This window comes from Staphylococcus sp. HMSC063A07, assembly GCF_001836955.1.
Taxonomy (GTDB): Bacteria; Bacillota; Bacilli; order Staphylococcales; family Staphylococcaceae; genus Staphylococcus; species Staphylococcus lugdunensis.
Genome location: NZ_KV830932.1, coordinates 388,777 through 408,050, shown reverse-complemented (window position 1 = coordinate 408,050; position 19,274 = coordinate 388,777). Strand labels below are relative to the sequence as shown.

Below are 19,274 nucleotides of genomic sequence, written 5' to 3'. Positions count from 1 at the left end.
ATAAAATAGTTATGTTTAGAAATAGGAGAGATGTTGTTATGCAAATTAAACTACCCCAACCATTCTTTTTTGAAGAAGGCCCCCGTGCTGTCTTACTGCTTCATGGTTTCACAGGAAATTCTTCAGATGTAAGACAACTAGGGCGTTATTTACAGAAAAAGGGAATCACCTCTTACGCGCCTCAATATGAAGGTCATGCGGCTCCGCCAGAAGAAATTTTAAAATCAAGCCCACATGTCTGGTTTAAAGATGCATTAGATGGTTATGATTTTCTTAAAGAAAAAGGCTATGACGATATTGTCGTTGCTGGATTATCTCTAGGCGGTGTTTTTGCACTAAAATTAAGCTTAAATCGAGATGTAAAGGGTATTGTAACGATGTGTGCTCCTATGGAAGGTAAGACTGAAGGAACAATATACGATGGTTTCCTTGAATATGCACGCAACTTCAAAAAATATGAAGGAAAAGATCAAGCAACGATTGATCAAGAAATGGAAAACTTTCACCCAACTGAGACATTAAAAGAGCTAAGTGCGACATTAAGTGAAGTTCGAGATGTTGTCGAAGAGGTGCTGGATCCCATTTTGGTTATACAAGCAGAACATGATGAGATGATTGATCCTCAATCAGCCAATTATATATATGACCATGTTGATTCAGAACAAAAAGACATTAAATGGTATGCCAATTCAGGTCACGTCATTACGATTGATAAAGAAAAAGAACAAGTTTTTGATGACATTAATGACTTTTTAAATACGTTAGAATGGTCAGAGTAAGGAATAAACAATAGAAATGAATATAGAAAGGAGGGGCATGATGAATTTAAAGCAATCCATTGAAGCAATCGTTAAGCAACCAGATTACGAACCGATGTCTGTGTCAGATTTCCAAGATGCTTTAGGTCTTAATAGTGCCGACTCATTTAGAGATTTAATAAAGGTGCTTGTTGAACTAGAACAATCGGGGTTAGTTGAACGTACAAAAACAGATAGATATCAGCGAAAACAAGGAAAGTCATTAGGCTCAAAATTGATTAAAGGAACATTGAGTCAAAACAAAAAAGGATTTGGCTTTCTTCGACCTGAAAATGATGATATGGAAGATATTTTTATTCCACCGACAAAAATAAACAGAGCCTTAGATGGTGATACAGTGATTGTTGAAGTAAAACAATCTAAAGGTGACCATAAAGGGAAAATTGAAGGTGAAGTGAAATCCATTGAAAAGCATTCGGTCACACAAGTTGTGGGAACATATAGTGAAGCTAGACATTTTGGTTTTGTCATTCCTGATGACAAACGAATTATGCAAGATATTTTTATACCAAAAGGGCAAAGTCTAGGTGCTATAGATGGTCATAAAGTACTCGTACAAATTACTAAGTATGCGGATGGACATGATAATCCAGAGGGACAAGTATCCGCTATACTTGGTCATAAAAATGATCCAGGCGTTGATATCTTGTCTATTATTTATCAACATGGCATAGAAATTGAATTTCCAGATGCAGTCTTGAAAGAAGCAGAAGCTGTTCCAGATGAGATTTCTCCATCTGAAATTGAAGGTCGTACAGATTTACGTGATGAATTAACGATTACGATTGATGGTGCAGATGCAAAAGATCTTGACGATGCCATTAGTGTTAAAGCATTAAAAAATGGAAACACCGAACTTACCGTTAGCATTGCAGATGTCAGCTACTACGTTACTGAAGATTCTCAGCTAGATAAGGAAGCTTACGATCGTGGGACAAGTGTCTATTTAGTTGACCGCGTCATACCTATGATTCCACACCGTTTAAGTAACGGTATTTGTTCATTAAATCCAGACGTTGACCGATTGACATTAAGCTGCCGTATGGAAATTAATGCACGTGGTGAAGTCGTTAATCATGACATCTTTGATAGTGTGATACATTCAGACTATCGCATGACATATGATGCTGTAAATCAGATTATTACTGAAAAAGACCCAGAAGTCCGTCAACAATATGAAGCCCTCACACCTATGCTCGATTTAGCGCAAGACTTATCACAACGCTTGATTCAAATGCGTCGTCGTCGAGGAGAAATCGACTTTGACATCAGCGAAGCGAAAGTATTAGTGAATAGTGAAGGCATTCCAACAGATGTCGTCACACGACAACGCGGTGATGGTGAACGGCTAATAGAATCGTTTATGTTGGCAGCCAATGAAACCGTAGCAGAGCATTTTAGTAACTTAGACGTACCATTTATCTATCGTGTACACGAACAGCCAAAATCCGAAAGACTAAGACAGTTTTTTGACTTTATAACGAACTTTGGCATAATGATAAAAGGTACAGGTGAAGATATTCATCCAGCTACACTACAATCTATCCAAGCAGAAGTAGAAGGACGACCAGAACAAATGGTCATCTCAACAATGATGTTACGTTCAATGCAACAAGCGCATTACGACGATGTAAACCTTGGACACTTTGGCTTATCGGCAGAATATTATACACACTTTACTTCACCAATACGTCGGTATCCAGATTTAACCGTCCATCGCTTGATTCGCAAATATTTAATTGAGCATAGCATGGACAGTAAGACACAACACTATTGGGCAGAAAAATTACCAGAAATTGCTGAACACACATCTCAACGTGAGCGTCGTGCGATAGATGCAGAACGTGATACCGATGAGCTTAAAAAAGCAGAGTATATGATTCAACATATTGGTGATCAATTCGAAGGTATTATTAGTTCTGTAGCCAACTTTGGCATGTTTGTCGAATTACCAAATACAATTGAAGGCATGGTCCATATTTCCAATATGACAGACGATTATTATTATTTTGAAGAACGTCAAATGGCATTGATTGGTGAGCGCTTAGCAAAAGTATTTAGAATTGGAGATACCGTCAAAGTTAAAGTGTCCCACGTAGATGTAGACGAACGCATGATAGACTTCCAAATTGTCGGTATGCCAATATCTCAAAGTAGTAGTCAACGTCCAGCGAGAGGTAAAACCATTCAAGCTAAAACACGCGGCAAAGCTTTAGATAAATCAAAAAACGATGGGCAACGTCGCAAAAAATCTAAGAAGTTAAAACAGCGCAAAGGTAAAAATGCACGCAAAAAAGAAAAAAATGGTCAAACAAATCACAAACCATTTTACAAAGATAAAAGTGTGAAGAAAAAGTCACGAAGAAAGAAAAAATAAGCAACAAAGAGGTGATAACCAGTGGCTAAAAAGAAATCACCAGGGACATTAGCTGAAAATCGTAAAGCACGACACGACTACAACATTGAAGATACCATAGAAGCAGGCATCGTCTTACAAGGAACCGAAATAAAATCGATACGTCGTGGCAGTGCTAACTTAAAAGATAGCTATGCCCAAGTAAAACATGGAGAAATCTATTTAAACAATATGCACATCGCACCATATGAAGAAGGAAATCGCTTTAATCATGATCCATTACGCTCTAGAAAACTCTTATTACACAAACGAGAAATTATCAAACTAGGCGAGCGTACAAGAGAAGTAGGATACTCAATCATTCCGCTTAAACTGTATTTAAAACACGGTCATTGTAAAGTACTGCTTGGCGTAGCAAGAGGTAAGAAAAAATACGATAAGCGTCAAGCGTTGAAAGAAAAAGCGATGAAACGCGATGTAGATCGTGCGATGAAAGCCCGTTATTAAGCAACGTCATTGCTTAATCGGGCTGATTTTGATATGATAATTAATGCTTGTTTATTATTCATTACGGGGACGTTCTTGGATTCGACAGGGGTCCCCCGAGCTTATTAAGCGTGTCGGAGGGTTGTCTTCGTCATCAACACATTCAGTTTATAATAACTGGCAAATCAAACAATAATTTCGCAGTAGCTGCCTAAGCGCACTCTGCATCGCCTAACCGCATTTCCTATGTGCTGTTAACGCGATTCAACCTGAATAGGATATGCTAAACACTGCCGTTTGAAGTCTGTTTAGAAGAATACCAATCAAGCTAGCATAACGTTGGTTGTCTATGACCTTTCATTGTGCGAAACTGAAATATAGACTACACACGTAGAAAGATTTGTATCAGGACCTCTGGACGCGGGTTCGAATCCCGCCGTCTCCATTATATAGCCTGCAACCACTGTGGTTGTGGGCTTTTTATTTTTGGGTGCACAAAAAGTGCAAGTATATTAAAGCACTATCCAATTTTTATTAATGACTTTAGTCTGTTGAGCACGTAAAGCGTGCGAAATAAAAAATATATTCAAAATCAAGAAATGCTAGATAAAGCACTAGGTAAATTGAGTGTGAGAGAATATGCCCCCCCTTTTTAAGGCTTATTAAAGTTAGTCCAAAGCCTCTTTATAGACTAGCTAAAGTGACAATCACATTTTGGATTGGAAATGAAATGAAAAAGCCAGCGCCTATAGACGCTAGCCGGTATAGCGGGCTTATAGCCGCAGAACAAACCACCCGTTTGACGGGTGGTTTTGATTTTTAATAGTATGACTTAAATTAAGCATTTATTGTTTTTAACTTAAAAAAATATCGTCTGACCATTTCTATAACCATCATCCAAACTACATGACCAAATAGTTCAGAAATATGTTCTGTGAATGGTTGTTCAAAAGGACTTGGGACAACTTGCATGATAGGCATAATAACCAAGTGAAAAGCAATCCAAATTACAATTCCAAATAATGCACCATATCCCAAAGTAATCTTAGAATATTTATTAGCTAAAATAATATAAATAATTGCTATTACAATTGAAAAACTATAATGAACAATAAAGCTTACAAATGGCAATGCGTGTTCAGAAAAACTATATGTAAGGTGTGTGACATTTGAAGGTATTCCCAATATCTGTAAGAGTTCTTGAGGCGGATTTGTTGCATCTCTAGCTGGTGTTCTTGGTGGGAACATAACTTCCCAACCTAATTTAACTATTCCTGACAATAAACCGGCTAAAATACCTACCCAAAGAACTTTTAACCAGTTTTGTTTCTTATTAGTATTGTCCATTTTTAACTTCTCCTTTCTATATCATTTTTATTATAGCATTATTAGAACTTTTTGAATATTTAATATACTATTTAAAGTTAATAGTCAAAATTAGTATTTTTGTGATGCTTTACTAAAAAATTAGGTAGATTAAGCATAGAAATCTAATTAATGTGTATGTTTGAATGATTATCTATTCTTTATGAATAACAATGTCTAATTTTTGAAAATAGTTATTTAAACAATTCATTCTGTTAGATATAAAGAGTAGAAAAATGGAATTTCCTTTGTTTTTAGGGGACATGAAATACTAAGTCATACATTCAGTGACGTATTTTTCTCTCACGCTTCGAAAATTGTGAAATTAGATAAATAGAATAAAGCAGACATTAATTGAGACTACGAGTATTAACCAACACTACATTTAGTAATATGGTTTAAAGAATCTGCGAAAAGAGGACTGCGTATAGACGATGAAATAGTAATAAAAAGTTTGTGGTTAAGAAAAGTGAATTTGAACCTAATCTAGACACGAACTAATTGAATGTATTTATACTTTTCAAAAATAAAAAGATGTGTTACGCTTTAAGTGGTTAGGCGACTAACTATATTAGAAAGGGTTGTTCACGTGAACGAATTTTATTTGATAGATAGTCCGACTTATAAAAAATTAGAAGGACTGAAAAAAGAATATGAAAACTTAGATATTATTTCTGTCATGTTATATCTTGAAATTAATAAAGCTTACAAAATTATGAAAAGTAAATATGACAAGTTTATAGAAGAATATGATTTGTCAGAAGCTAAGTTTTCAATTTTAATGTTGCTTTCTTATGAAGAAAATATGACTTTATCGCCATCAGATTTATCTAAGAAAATAGGTAATAAAAAATCAACAATTACAGGATTAGTTAAAGGGTTAGAAAAACAAGGCTTAATTAGAAGGGTTAATTTATCAAATGATAAACGTTCCAGTTATGTACAAATGACTGAAATTGGTTATTTAAAGTTGAAAGAGTTTTTACCTAATAATTATGACTTTGTGTCAAATATATTTAGTGATTTTGATGAACAAGAAAAAGAAACATTTTTTCATTTGATGAATAAATTAAGAAATAAAATAGAAGAGGATGGAGAAAATGAATAAAATTGAATTTTTAGAAACATTTTTAAGCTTATATATTAATCATCATGTTGTGCTTGAAGATATGGAAAAAGGTACAAATAAATATACAGTTTTAGACGTAAGAAATGCACCTAAAGAAGTGAAAAAAGATAAAATTAAAGGTGCTTTAGAGATACCAGCTAAAGACTTAAATAATCGTTTAAACGAGTTATCTCAAGATAATATTTATGTTGTTTATGATTGGACTGGAGGAACGATTTTAGGTAAGCAAGCGTTGTTAGAATTATATCGAAATGGTTTTGAGGCTTATGAATTAGCTGGAGCATTAGAAGGATGGAAAGGTATGAGCTTACCATTAGAAGATGTAGAATAGTTAAGTTTTTATCAGTTATACTTTTAATTTATGCTATTTTTAAAGTTAAATTACCTTCATAAAAGAATAATTGAAATTTTAAGTGAATACATTAAAAAATCGTAAAGATGACCTTATACATGAGGTTATTTTATAAGGTGAAAAGTTATTGTATTTATTGATTCAATCAGTAATTGACGATGAAATAGCAACGAAAGAGATTGTGGTTAAGAATGGTGAAACTTGACTAGAAACTGGTAGGTTAAAACTCGTATACCATGAACATGTGGAATTTGTAGATGTACCTATCAATTCTAGTAGTAGATTAAAGGCTAATGATATATTAGGCCGTTATCTTAGATTAGCAATATTCAAATGCTGTAGTTCACATTTATTACAAATATTAGTTTTATAGAGAAAAGTAATAAGAGTCTGGGACATAATTATATTTTAGGCTCTGAGTTCCATATATTGGCAGTAGTTGACTGGATTGAAAATACGCTGGATACCAAGCTTTTTTCAATCCTAGTCAACCTTGCCGGAGCGGGACTACGAATTCATTATGAATTCTGTCCCGCTCCCTTATTATTTAATATTGTTAAAACCAACCATTATATGTTTTGCAACTGTTTTTTACAATCAGCTATTGAATCAGAATTATGAGATATTTTTTTGAGAAACAAAGTACTGGCAATACCCAAGTGAATATGATTTTTTATAAAGAATATAGATATTGGCGACGAACTAAGATTCTAATTTTCACAGCATATTTAATGATTTTTAAAAATATGTTTATATTCAATTTTTTCTATTTGGGGCAGTGATCTATATGGTTTAGATAGGTAAAATATAAGGCTGCCGATTATAAATATCAGACCTGTAAGAACAAGCGTATAATCAAGACCTAAATATTTAATTAATACACCACTAGATAAGCTGCCTAAAGGTAAAGTCATTGCAGATATGCTAGTTATTATAGTAGTAATGCGTGCTAATAATTTTTCAGGAGTTACCTTTTGTTGGATTGATACTAGAGAAACGTTACCTATACTAATAGTGATAAATGAGATTGGAAATAACATCATAAAAATAATATTAGGAACATAGTTAATAAATATTAAAAGTAAACCCGAGGATAAATATAAAAATATCAAGATTTTACCATAACCAATATTTACATTATTTATATAAGGCGCAAGTAATGAACCAACAATTAAACCTAATGAAAGTAAGCTCATTAATAAGCCAAAATAAAATGAACCACCAAGATAATTTGCTTTTAAAGGGACCCAAGTATAAAGAATTCCTAATCCAAAATTAAGAATGGAACTTGATACAGCTATTAAAAGTAATAAAGAATGATATACCTCTTGAAAGCCTTCTTTTAAATTATTTAAATATTTACCTTTATATATAGATTCTGTTTGTGTTACAGGCCATTTTATTAACATAAAAAATAAAGCAGCGATTAAAAATATTAACGAATTACCAAAATATAATGGAATGAAAGAGAGTGTAGCAACAATAATACCACTTAAAGCATTCATGATAACATCTGTACCTTGATAAGCCACACTCATAGCAGAATTTGCTTTAACTAACGCATCATTACTTACCAAAATAGGAATTGCTTTTGACTGTGCTGGATAACCTATTTGCGCACAAAACATAGCGAGTGTCACTAAAATAATTAAAAGATAAACATTTAAGATGCCAACAAAATACAAAAAAGTTATAGTTAATAAAATTAAAAATTGAAGAATAGGTGTTATGATGAGCGTCTTTCTTAAAGCAATGGCATCTACTATAGGCCCAAACAAAAAAGAAATACATATAGGAATCATTAATAATGTATTTGTTAATCCAACTAATACTGAATGATGTGTCCATTGTAAAACTGTCCATGTTGTTGCTACATAATAAAGGCTATCTCCAGCATTAATTAAAATTCTTGCTAAAAGTAGATTGAAAAAAGATTTGTTTTTATGTAAATGTTTCATATTTATCATCCTTAATTATAGTACTTTAATTAAATTATAAGTTTTTTAGTATAAAAATAAAGTATTATTAACAAATTCATCAGTATACAATTAATTAAATTATGGTATAGAAAAAATATTGAATAAACATATATTATGCTATCTAGATGTCCATTGCCTGATTTACAAATAATTTTAACGTTGAATGATAATTTATGTTGTAAGACGCAAGTTCAATAATTCTAATGGCAATGCTCAAATAATTCGATAGATTTAGAGTACGAGTACTTAAGGACGTTGAGAAACTACAAAATGTTTAGTATATTATAGATGTAAATTACATATTTTATAGAAGCTAAATGCCGGTTATATCATACTTAATGAGTATTGTTTTTTATTTATGTTTAGCCTGTGTCGTTTCCATTCCATCGATGATTTTAGGGATTAAGAAGCATAATGAAAGAAAAAAGAATAATTAGAGATAGATAAGTGATATGTTATATTTTCGATGTATTTATATAAATTCAGTCATGTTGAAATAATTATTTCATGAAATTGCCAACTGAAATATCACGTATATCTTAAATACTTCTTTTCCATAGTTAAGAACAGAACATGCTGTTTCTTTTGCATAAAAGAACTTTGAAAATGTGAACGCTTATGCGTATATTTTTCTATTTTACTAAATATAAAAACATTACTAATTCATGTTACATTTTTTTACAAACATGTAATAATAAAAATAGGGTATTTACAAGAAATATATTTAGTAAAATAGGGGTTATTTAAAATGGCAAATAATACAAAATATTTTCATCATGTTGAACATAGAAAGTTTCAAAATCATTCTAAATTTACATTATGGTTATCATTAGTTATAACGCTCATCTTTACGATTGTTGAATTTGCGGGTGGTATCTATGCGAATTCTTTGGCGTTACTTTCGGATTCATTTCATATGCTGAGTGATGTCTTAGCTTTAGGGTTATCTATGGTTGCGATTTATTTTGCGAGTAAACCGCCCACAAAAAATTATACTTATGGTTTCTTAAGACTTGAAATTATTGTTGCTTTCCTTAATGGACTGGCTTTAATTGTTATTTCTTTAGGGATTATGTATGAGGGTGTCATGCGTATCATTCATCCAGAACCAGTCGAGAGTGGTGTCATGGTTGTTATTGCTACACTTGGGCTTCTCGTTAATATCATTTTAACGTTGATTTTAGTTAGATCTTTAAAAAAAGAAGACAATATCAATATTCAGAGTGCGCTATGGCACTTCATGGGGGATTTGTTAAATTCTCTTGGTGTTATTGTGGCTGTAGTATTAATTCATTTTACAGGTTGGGAAATCATCGATCCAATCATTAGTATCATTATTTCACTTATCATATTTAATGGTGGCTATAAGATTATAAAAAATGCGTGGAAAGTGCTTATGGAGCGCGTTCCAGAAGGATATAGTTCAGACGAAATTATCGATCATATGAAACGTATTGAAGGTGTTATTGATGTACATGAATTTCATTTGTGGAGCATCACAACGAACCAAAGCTCTCTTAGTGCACATGTGGTTTTAAGTGATAAATATATTAAATCTCCATATGCGACCATTAATAAAGTCTCAGATTTACTTAAAAATAAATATCATTTAGAACATGTCACACTTCAAATTGAAAATATTGAACTCAATCATTTGAATGAAGATTACTTTAAGCAATATCAGGGTGATTCTCAAGACTAATATGGCACGATATTTTATTATTTTCTAAATAGCTGATGCATATGTCGTTTAAAAAACAATAGTTTAATACTACTACTGTTTCCTATGATATGTTAATAACATGTCAGGTTGACTATCATGAATCAACAGATAAATAGTGAAGAAAGAATTTTGCACGAATCTAATTTATATCATAGAAATTATATGATAGTCTATACATAAATAAGCAGTAAATTTAATATAGGTGGTCTTATAATGAGTATAAAAGAAATGTGGGATTATTTAGTAAATAAAAAGTGGACATCTAAAGATATTGGTATACTTATTTTTTATGTTATTGTCGCAAGTATCTTTGCCACACCAGTACTAGGAATTCCTCTCGGTGTGTTGGCCTTTCTAATTATTAATGAAGATGTTTTGGATGATAATAAAAAGCAATAAAATATTTATATTGGATTAAGAGTTACAGCACTCATGTGTTGTAGCTCTTTTTTTAATTTTCTTTATAAATTAAAAAAAGATGTCAGTGACGTCTTCTGATTTTATAATATAAATATTTAGTTGTTCGCATCTCTATATTTTGATAATATAAAATAAAAAAATAAATATAATAGACATCGATGGAAGTATAAGGGATGTGAAGACATGTTGCATTCAAAGAAGTTGCTGATATGCTTGCTCGTTTTAACGCTTTTTATTGGAGGGTGTGGCATGAACAACAAAGATAATAATAGGGAAGTTCAAATTAAACGTAGTTTTAATAAAATGTTAAGCATTTATCCGACTAAAAACCTTGAAGACTTTTATGATAAAGAGGGCTTCCGAGACCAAGAATTTGATAAAAACGATAAAGGAACGTGGATTATTAGCTCTGAAATGAATATTCAAATAAAAGGAGACAATTTGAAGTCAAGAGGTATGATTTTATATATAAATAGGAATACTAGAAAAACAAATGGATATTTTGAAATAGATGAAATAAGTGAAGACAAAAAAGGAAGACCACAGAGTAAAGAAAAGAGATATCCAGTAAAAATGGAGCACAACAAAATCATTCCAACAAAACCAATAAATGATAAAAAGTTAAAAGAAGAAATAGAAAACTTTAAATTTTTTGTACAATATGGCAATTTTAAAGATATCAATGACTACGGAGATGGTGATTTTTCATACAATCCCAATGTGCCAAGTTATTCAGCAAAATATCAATTAACTAATGATGATGATAATGTGCGACAGTTAAGAAAAAGATATCATATTCCAACCAATAAAGCACCTAAGTTATTGTTGAAAGGTGATGGCGATTTCAAGGGTTCATCTGTTGGTTATAAAGATATAGAATTTACCTTTGTAGAAAAAAGAGGAGAAAATATTTATTTTACTGATAGTATAGATTTTAATCCAACTGAACATGACGAAAGATGATAATAAAATATTTATATTTGATAAATAAGCTAGAACATCATTATGTTTTAAGCTGTGAACTAAATATTGAAGTAGTTGACTGGATTGAAAATACGCTGGATACCAAGCTTTTTTCAATCCTAGTCAACCTTGCCGGAGCGGGACTACGAATTCATTATGAATGCTGTCTCGCTCCTTTTTATTATGAACTGTATCCATAAAACAGCTAATACTTTATTAATAGCTGAAAGGCCTAACAATAATTAATATTTATTAGATTATTCTGCATATTAATAGTATATAATTTAATTAATTTTTTAATATAATAATCATACTAGGTTTACATTCTTTTAAAGTCGTCTTGATATCTTAAATATGTAAGGCGATGTTATTCAATTTAATTTAGGGAGGAATTACAGTTGTATTTGCAAACAAAAAAATCAAAATGGATAAGTGGTATGGCTAGTATGGTTATGGTCTTAAGTATGACTATGTATTGTCCAGGAAATGCTGAAGCAAGTGGTGCGGGACAAGGTCCTGATCAAGCTACAAATCAAAATGAAATTAAAGTGACACAGACTAAACCACATGTTGCACCAATACCTACAAAAAACAGTCCGAACCGAATTATGACAAATTTTAATGGCAATACTCAGAAAGAAATGGGCTTTAGTTGGTATACAACGGATCGGTTCAAAGATGCTAAAGTTTGGGTTTCTGAATCTGGACGTTTTGATGATGCACAAATATTTAATGCTAAACCTAAGAAGGTGAACTCAAAATATCTTGAGCGTGATGATAGTGGTCATTTTATTTTTAAAGATGTACAAAAAGATGATGAAGGTAACGTAATCAAAGATAAAAATGGCAAGGAAAAAGTAAACGGGTATTATACTGATGCAAACGCACATGGCCCAGAATGGACAAGTGGTAATGAACATGGTGAAGCTACGTTAACATCACAAACAGAATATACATATAAAGCAAAAGCAACGGGCTTAAAACCAAATACAAAATATTACTATAAAGTGGGCAGTTTGCAAGGTGGTCAAAGTACTGTTGGGCAATTTCAAACATCAGGTAACAAAGGGGATGCCTTTAAGTTTGTTCAATACACAGACACACAAAATGCGTTTTGGAATGAGCATGTTAGAAATGAGGCACAATTTGGAGCTGACACATTAAATCAAGCAATTCAAACGGCAGGCAATCCTAATTTTGCATTGCATACGGGGGACTTCGTAGAGACAAGCGAAATTGAAGATGAGTGGACAGATTTATATGATCAATCAAGACCATCATTTATGTCTTTACCTGTAGCTGCTACAGCTGGGAATCATGATGAACATGCGTTTAATGAAGATGATCCAAAACTATTAGGACAATTTAATCAACACGTCAATGTGCCAAAAGCAAATAATGCAGTTAATGGTGGTTCTTATTATTCATTTGACTATAATGGTGCACATATGGTTGTAGCAAATACAAATGACAATAAGAAATCAAAAGATAATCCAGATGAAAAAGCAATTGGTAAACAACAAATGGCATGGATTAAAAATGATATTAAACAAGCCCGCAAAAAAGGTGCTAATTGGATTATTTTAAACTTGCATAAACCAATGTATTCTAAATCTTATCACGCTTTATCAGATGAAGACATTCAAAAAGTTCGCAACGAACTGACAAAAGAAATTGACGATTTAGACGTTGATTTGGTATTGCAAGGTCATGATCACGTGCTTGCACGCACGCATTCACTTAGACATACCTCAACTAAAAACAGTTTTGTTAATGCTAGAAAAGAAGATGCCAAGCAAATATTAGGCGATGATCATGTTGAATATTATGACAATCCTAAAGGATCAGTGTACGTCTTACCAAATACAGGTGGTACAAAGGCCTATGACGATATTTATGATCGTTCATTAAAACACATGAAAAAAGTAAGACCAGAACTTAAAGGATTAACGCAACGTCAACTGGATCATTATAACAGTTTGTTTGCTGTAGGAAAGCAACCACAAAAGACATCTGCATTTAAAAATAAACATGCAAACAATAGAGATTCTTCAGCACAAAACTTTTCAGTGTATGAAGTTTCAGGCAATAAGTTAAAAGTTAAAATATATCAATTATACGGTGATATTAGTAAAGGGGAACCAAGAGATATTAAATTAATAGATGAGTTTGGAATTAAGAAAGATAAAAACAAACGATAAAGAGCTATTCTTATGAACTAAATCATAAGTTAAGATAATGGACGATGTGACTGTATTTTGAACAGGGTTAGCAAGAATGGAGTGTTAAACTTTGATGACAGGCAAAAGATACATGGCAGTATTACTAACAGTTTGCATGGTATTGACGGCATGTGATAGTCATGGCGATAAGCAAACAGAAGCTTCTGGCACACCACATGTTGAGCATCATGATAAAGAGCGACAACAGTTAAAAAAGGATGTGCTTAAGTGGGCGAATAAACAAGGTGAACAGCATAAGCGGGCCGTTACCAATCGCTATTTTGGTAGTGGAGAGATATCGACTGGTGATTGGTACGCCTTAACCGCAGATGGTCAGCTACAAGTGAGTAATCAAAACAAACCCGGACCCAAGGCATTTAAACTCCATACGCTTGCAGGGTTTGTAACGTATAAATCAGCACATAAGCAAACTGGAATAGATTCTCGTGCCCAAAACTTATCTAATGTAGAGGGTTATGCAAATGTTGCAGATATGTCATATCCCATAACCAAATATTTAATCGCAGATAATGGTAAAGTATATAAATATCAATTTCAGAAACAAGATGATACGAGGTTATCTAGTGGCTTTGCGCCGAAAGATCATAATGACAAAGATCCCAATCTTAGTCCGAATATACAATTTAAAGAAGTAAACAATGCCACAATGAAACAACTTTTGAAGCAGCTAAAAAATAAATATCCACAGTTATTTCGTGAATCATAGCATTAATAAAAGTACGAAGTAATTTAGAAATAGCAAAATCTATGGTGGTCCTAGCACAAATAAATAGAATTCATTTCAACACCACTAAGATGATTATAGCCGTATGATATTTCAAGGTATCTTGATTTTCATACGGCTTAATTATTTCATTTATAAGTTCTAATTTCTGGCGCTTGATAACATTGAATAAATTGTTCCATTTCATTAATATTATCTGAGAATAGCATATGTTGGCAATCTGTTTGACTCAAGAAGCCTTCAGTAACCATATGATCGTAAAAGTGTTGAATATGGTCGTAGTAATTATTAATGTTATAAAAAATACAAGGGTTTTGGTTTTGTCCAATCCTTGACCATGACACAACTTCGGAAATCTCTTCAAGTGTTCCCGGACCTCCAGGAAGTGCAATGCATACATCACCAAGAGATAAGATTTTTTCTTTACGTTCAGACATTGAATTAACAATGATTAATTCATCTAAGCCATTATGGGCTAATTCTCTTTGTTGCAGAAATGTGGGCATGACACCAATTGTTTTACCACCATGTTGTATGACGCTATTTGCAATCGCTCCCATTAAACCTGCATTGCCACCGCCAAAGATAAGCGTATGGTTTTGTTCAGCAATCCATTGACCTAGCTGAATTGCGCCTTCTTTATAAATACCGTTGTGGCCTTCACTCGCACCACAATAGACAATAATATTCACATGTTTCACTCCTAAGAAGTTTCGTTTTTTGACAATAATACATTATAAGTATAGTAAAATGTTTAAGCAATATAAAGCGATATTTTGGATTAAGTGATGCATGAATCATTATTCTGCTCTTTATTAACACCCTAAGTTACGTTATATTGTAACCAGAAATGTAAAAACACAATTGGGTTGGTAGTCCCAATGCAAAGTTTAGCTTTGTCAGTAACCTTCCTCCTCAGGTCGTCCATCATTTCTAATTGCTAAAAATTAGAGGAGGGGTAGCATGGAGCTATCTATATTACATGATGGTCAGTTTTTTATAGGTTTGGTTGAATACCGTAAAGGTCAAAAGGTGAAATTTGTAAAATACACGTTCGGTGTAGAGCCAGATGACGAAGTAGTATTGCAATTTATTACCAATCATTTATTAGCTTGTTTAGATGATGCGGAGGTTGAAATAAATAGCAAACCGCCAAAGAAACACCTTAATCCTAAACGATTACAACGTCGTGTGGCTAAAGAACAAAAACAGCCTAAAGATTTAACAAAAGCACAAATGGCATTAAAAGAAGAACAACAACGGAAGAAAAAGCGCCGTAAACAACGTTACAAAGCAGATAAAGAAGCTGAAAAAGCCTATAAAAGAAGAGTCAAAAGAATTAAAGCAAAAGAAAAACATAAAGGCCATTAATGTGTATTGGGAGCGGGACAGCATTCATTATCAATTCGTAGTCCCGCCTCGCCAAGGTTGACTGGGACTGAAAAAGCTTGGTATAAACGTATTTTTAATCCAGTCAACTATTGCCAATATATCGTTCATAGCCTAAAACGTTATGATGTCTCAGACGCATCACCCTTAGCGTTATATTTTAATGTTAAGGGTGAAATTTTATATAAAAGAACAAAACTAAGCTAGTTGAAAATTTTGAAATAGTGGTGACATACTTATCCCAATAAAATAGGGAATGAAAGTAATAAAATGTGTCTTTAATTAAGGAATGAGCTATACAAAGGAGAAAATCGTATGTATTCAGAGCAAGAAACATATGACTTTATTTTATCGGTAGCTCTAAGACGCTTATGACAGATTAATATAGAAAAAATAAAGGAGAGATATAATGATACAAGCCATTAACCATATTTGTTTTTCTGTAGCTGATTTAGCGACATCTATAGACTTTTATGAACGTATTCTTCAAGGTGATTTATTAGTACAAGGACGAACTACAGCTTATTTTAATATTGGAGGATTGTGGATTGCTTTGAATGAAGAACAAAATATACCAAGAAACGAGATTCAATATTCCTATACACATATTGCCTTTTCTATTGAAAATAAAGATTTTGATGCTTGGTATGATTGGCTTGAAAAGCATGAAGTACCTATTTTAAATGGACGACTAAGACATCTTAAAGATAAAAAATCAATTTACTTTACAGATCCAGATGGTCATAAATTAGAACTTCATACTGGCACGTTACAAGATCGTCTAGCTTATTATAAAGATGACAAACAACATATGACTTTTTATGTATAAAGTAAGCAGAATAGTGTTATATAAAAATAGTAAAGAAGTTAAAACAAAAAGCACGCCACACAGCATATTATGATGCAGTGAGGCGCAAGTTATAAATATTAATATGGTTGAAATAATTTTTTCCATTGATAGCTAACGGCTATAGCTATACTCATAACTAATAATAAAAGAGGGAGTTCTGAAGCCATATAGCCTTGCGGTAAGTGAACCGTGAACAGTGCACCAAGCATAATGACTATGAAGCCAATAGCGATGTAATTAGTTAATAGACCGACAATCATCATGATACCACCAACAAGTTCAAAGAGGCCTAATAAAATGCAGACAAATGCAGGGAAGCCCATATTAGACATCATTGTCATAGGCTCGTGAAAACCACCGATTGCTTTTTGAGCACCGTGAATAGTGAATGTAATGCCTAACATGATACGAATTAGAAGAAGGCCAAATTTCAAAAAATCATCCTTTCAATAGTATATTTAGTATAATAAATATACTATAACAATAAAAATATTACGAGGCAAGTTTATGCGCCTCGCAAAACATATGATTACTATTTATCAAAGATTTTTATTTCTGTAGTTTCTGATTGTATATCAATCACCAACGTATCATCGAAAAGATATGTAGTGGGCGTTTCACCTTTTAAGTCAATTTCTGCTAATATTTGAAAACTACTATCATCAATTGGCTCTATAACTGAAAGGCTTTGTTCAAATTCTTGAACAGCGATGTTGCGTTTAGATTGAATATGAATATCCCATGCTGGCATGTTATCACCTTTTTCATTATCGTATAGTTCTATATATTAACTAAAACTTTGTTCAAATTCTACAAAAGTTTTAGTCGTTACACTTATATGATTGATGCGATCCCCTGACACATCACCATTAATATAACCATTATTAATGAGCACCTTACAATTTTCAACAAAATCATGATAATCTCTATCACAAAAATAGGTGTCTTGTGCTGATACAGAATCTTTAAAGTCGTTTGCTTTATCCTCAGGTTGACCAGCATTTGAGCGTTCCATGTAAAGTTTGTAAAACTTTGCAATGGTATATTTTTGTTCTTGCGTTAATTCATCCATAAATATGCCTCCTAAAAAACATCATATACCTATAAATACCCTCTATATAGTCAGGAAATGTTTTGAACGGCATATTGTAATAAAAATGTCTTATTTTGCTTTTTCTATCCCTTTATGAACAGCTTTCGCAAATTTATAAAAAGTATGCGTGTAATTATCACTGTTATTACGTGTTGTTTTATCTAGTTTCAAGTCTTTAAAAAAGAGTTGACGTTGTTTCGTAGTTAACTCCAATTGCACACCTGAATCAGTGCCATTTTGATTAACAAAATTATCTTCCGACATTGCTTCAATTCCTTTAGGGCTAGACTTAATAGTAAAGCCAGCTTTGCGCAGTTCAGTGCGAATCGCTTTGGCCATATATTTGTCTTTTCCACCGATGTAAATAAGTGGATCTTCACCATTAAAGCCATGAACCGATATCGTTTCTTTTGTAGCTGCTAGCATATTCATTAATTGAGGTTCATCATAATTGGTTGAAGTAATATGTAAACGTTGATTATCTGCAGGTAATAATCCTTGAAAACTATAAAAATCATACTTCCCTATATTAGCAATGCGGCGAGCAATTTCAGTCGATCCAGGTTCAATCCCACCACCATGTATGGCAGTGATTAAAATATTATCGTTTTTCACATGCTTAGTGCTAATTTTCCAGTCTTTGTTTTGTGTCGTGTGATGCTTTAAATCATTAAAATCTTTATAGGTATCAGAGGTTTGGTTAACGGCATTTTGACGCGTAAAATAAATCGCACTAAAAAGGGCGATAATTGTTATAATAAGGCCAATAACCAAGGCATAATAATATTTTTTATTCCAGTGTCGTTGCATAAAAACTCCTTTTAGTAAAAAATAATATAAAACTTAAACTTTAGAAAGTATAATTGAAAACAATTTAAATATAAAGCATTTGCGGCTTTAAAGCATTATAAATGCTAAAAAAATTAAATAAATTTAAAGATTAACGCATATAATACATAAAATTCATCCAAACTTTACAAAAAAAGGATAGAAAATAAGTGAAGGACGTGATGATTATGAATAAAGATCTATTAAGAAAATACTTCCAAAACGAAGATTTTCACCCCATTACTATTGTCGTAGGAGCCAAAAGAATCACCCTAGAAAACGACATAAACATCGACTACCAAAACGAAGTCATCATCTATCCCATGCCCCAAACCACACGAATCATACCATTCACATCCATTACCTACATCGACCTAAAAGACACAAAAAACACCCACATCAACCTATACAAACTAGAATAGGGGCCCCAACAAAAAGGAATGCGCCAAGCATTTCAACAAACAATGCAAGTTGGGGTGGGCCCAACAGAGACAGTTTGGCACATCATTATATTTTAGGCTATGAACGATATATATTGGCAGTAGTTGACTGGATT

General features: G+C 32.7%; 20 protein-coding genes and 1 other RNA gene. 14 read left to right on the top strand and 7 right to left on the bottom strand.

The features are described from left to right. Positions 1-38: 38 nt before the first annotated feature. The 4 genes from HMPREF2597_RS11920 to ssrA all read left to right on the top strand — a co-directional run bounded on the left by HMPREF2597_RS11920 (position 39) and on the right by ssrA (position 4,108). A complete protein-coding gene (locus tag HMPREF2597_RS11920; RefSeq protein WP_002479324.1) occupies positions 39-779 on the top strand; it encodes an alpha/beta hydrolase in 741 nt (246 codons plus the stop codon). Positions 780-819: 40 nt separating this feature from the next. Next, on the top strand, positions 820-3,195 hold the full coding sequence (gene rnr, locus HMPREF2597_RS11915; RefSeq protein ID WP_070817312.1) for a ribonuclease R: 2,376 nt from the start codon (positions 820-822) through the stop codon (positions 3,193-3,195). Positions 3,196-3,216: 21 nt separating this feature from the next. Further along, positions 3,217-3,681, top strand: coding sequence for an SsrA-binding protein SmpB (gene smpB, locus HMPREF2597_RS11910; protein ID WP_002479322.1), 465 nt, complete (start codon positions 3,217-3,219; stop codon positions 3,679-3,681). A 65-nt stretch (positions 3,682-3,746) separates the two neighbouring features. After that, positions 3,747-4,108: a transfer-messenger RNA gene (gene ssrA / locus HMPREF2597_RS11905) on the top strand. Positions 4,109-4,497: 389 nt separating this feature from the next. Here ssrA and HMPREF2597_RS11900 read toward each other — a convergent pair. Continuing rightward, positions 4,498-5,007 (bottom strand): YagU family protein, encoded by a 510-nt coding sequence (locus tag HMPREF2597_RS11900; RefSeq protein WP_002479321.1) that lies wholly within the window; start codon positions 5,005-5,007, stop codon positions 4,498-4,500. Positions 5,008-5,614: 607 nt separating this feature from the next. Between HMPREF2597_RS11900 and HMPREF2597_RS11895 the strand changes: the two genes are divergently transcribed. Further along, positions 5,615-6,133, top strand: coding sequence for a MarR family winged helix-turn-helix transcriptional regulator (locus HMPREF2597_RS11895; RefSeq protein WP_002479320.1), 519 nt, complete (start codon positions 5,615-5,617; stop codon positions 6,131-6,133). Continuing rightward, positions 6,126-6,485, top strand: coding sequence for a rhodanese-like domain-containing protein (locus tag HMPREF2597_RS11890; protein WP_002479319.1), 360 nt, complete (start codon positions 6,126-6,128; stop codon positions 6,483-6,485). Before HMPREF2597_RS11895 ends, HMPREF2597_RS11890 begins: the two co-directional genes overlap by 8 nt. A gap of 749 nt (positions 6,486-7,234) precedes the next feature. Here HMPREF2597_RS11890 and HMPREF2597_RS11885 read toward each other — a convergent pair. Next, a complete protein-coding gene (locus tag HMPREF2597_RS11885; protein ID WP_002479318.1) occupies positions 7,235-8,464 on the bottom strand; it encodes an MFS transporter in 1,230 nt (409 codons plus the stop codon). A 769-nt stretch (positions 8,465-9,233) separates the two neighbouring features. Between HMPREF2597_RS11885 and HMPREF2597_RS11880 the strand changes: the two genes are divergently transcribed. The 5 genes from HMPREF2597_RS11880 (at position 9,234) to HMPREF2597_RS11860 (ending at position 14,540) form a co-directional block, all read left to right on the top strand. Next, the gene (locus HMPREF2597_RS11880; RefSeq protein ID WP_002459680.1) at positions 9,234-10,187 is read left to right on the top strand and encodes a cation diffusion facilitator family transporter; all 954 of its coding nucleotides are present in this window, start codon (positions 9,234-9,236) and stop codon (positions 10,185-10,187) included. A 234-nt stretch (positions 10,188-10,421) separates the two neighbouring features. Beyond that, a complete protein-coding gene (locus tag HMPREF2597_RS11875) occupies positions 10,422-10,607 on the top strand; it encodes a VraH family peptide resistance protein (protein ID WP_002459679.1) in 186 nt (61 codons plus the stop codon). A gap of 204 nt (positions 10,608-10,811) precedes the next feature. Further along, a complete protein-coding gene (locus tag HMPREF2597_RS11870; protein WP_080513647.1) occupies positions 10,812-11,591 on the top strand; it encodes a tandem-type lipoprotein in 780 nt (259 codons plus the stop codon). A 398-nt stretch (positions 11,592-11,989) separates the two neighbouring features. Further along, positions 11,990-13,792 (top strand): purple acid phosphatase family protein, encoded by a 1,803-nt coding sequence (locus HMPREF2597_RS11865; RefSeq protein ID WP_002479316.1) that lies wholly within the window; start codon positions 11,990-11,992, stop codon positions 13,790-13,792. A 94-nt stretch (positions 13,793-13,886) separates the two neighbouring features. Continuing rightward, positions 13,887-14,540, top strand: coding sequence for a hypothetical protein (locus tag HMPREF2597_RS11860; RefSeq protein ID WP_002479315.1), 654 nt, complete (start codon positions 13,887-13,889; stop codon positions 14,538-14,540). 146 nt (positions 14,541-14,686) lie between these two features. On the opposite strand, the gene HMPREF2597_RS11855 is transcribed toward HMPREF2597_RS11860, so the two are convergent. Next, positions 14,687-15,250: an LOG family protein gene (locus HMPREF2597_RS11855; protein WP_002479314.1), complete on the bottom strand. Its 564-nt coding sequence runs from the start codon at positions 15,248-15,250 to the stop codon at positions 14,687-14,689. Between the two features lie 271 nt (positions 15,251-15,521). On the opposite strand from HMPREF2597_RS11855, the gene HMPREF2597_RS11850 reads away from it, so the two are divergent. Continuing rightward, on the top strand, positions 15,522-15,929 hold the full coding sequence (locus HMPREF2597_RS11850) for a YjdF family protein (protein ID WP_002479313.1): 408 nt from the start codon (positions 15,522-15,524) through the stop codon (positions 15,927-15,929). A gap of 427 nt (positions 15,930-16,356) precedes the next feature. Continuing rightward, the gene (gene fosB, locus HMPREF2597_RS11845) at positions 16,357-16,776 is read left to right on the top strand and encodes a FosB/FosD family fosfomycin resistance bacillithiol transferase (RefSeq protein WP_002479312.1); all 420 of its coding nucleotides are present in this window, start codon (positions 16,357-16,359) and stop codon (positions 16,774-16,776) included. Positions 16,777-16,874: 98 nt separating this feature from the next. On the opposite strand, the gene HMPREF2597_RS11840 is transcribed toward fosB, so the two are convergent. The 4 genes from HMPREF2597_RS11840 to HMPREF2597_RS11825 all read right to left on the bottom strand — a co-directional run bounded on the left by HMPREF2597_RS11840 (position 16,875) and on the right by HMPREF2597_RS11825 (position 18,700). After that, positions 16,875-17,231: a DoxX family protein gene (locus HMPREF2597_RS11840; RefSeq protein WP_070817311.1), complete on the bottom strand. Its 357-nt coding sequence runs from the start codon at positions 17,229-17,231 to the stop codon at positions 16,875-16,877. Positions 17,232-17,329: 98 nt separating this feature from the next. Then, the gene (locus HMPREF2597_RS11835; RefSeq protein ID WP_002459672.1) at positions 17,330-17,548 is read right to left on the bottom strand and encodes a hypothetical protein; all 219 of its coding nucleotides are present in this window, start codon (positions 17,546-17,548) and stop codon (positions 17,330-17,332) included. 36 nt (positions 17,549-17,584) lie between these two features. Further along, positions 17,585-17,869: a hypothetical protein gene (locus tag HMPREF2597_RS11830; RefSeq protein ID WP_002479310.1), complete on the bottom strand. Its 285-nt coding sequence runs from the start codon at positions 17,867-17,869 to the stop codon at positions 17,585-17,587. 90 nt (positions 17,870-17,959) lie between these two features. Continuing rightward, positions 17,960-18,700: a poly-gamma-glutamate hydrolase family protein gene (locus HMPREF2597_RS11825; protein WP_002459670.1), complete on the bottom strand. Its 741-nt coding sequence runs from the start codon at positions 18,698-18,700 to the stop codon at positions 17,960-17,962. 206 nt (positions 18,701-18,906) lie between these two features. On the opposite strand from HMPREF2597_RS11825, the gene HMPREF2597_RS12990 reads away from it, so the two are divergent. Continuing rightward, positions 18,907-19,140 carry a hypothetical protein gene (locus HMPREF2597_RS12990; RefSeq protein ID WP_002459669.1) on the top strand — a complete coding sequence of 78 codons (234 nt, stop codon included), beginning with the start codon at positions 18,907-18,909 and terminating at the stop codon, positions 19,138-19,140. The last annotated feature ends 134 nt before the right edge of the window (positions 19,141-19,274 follow it).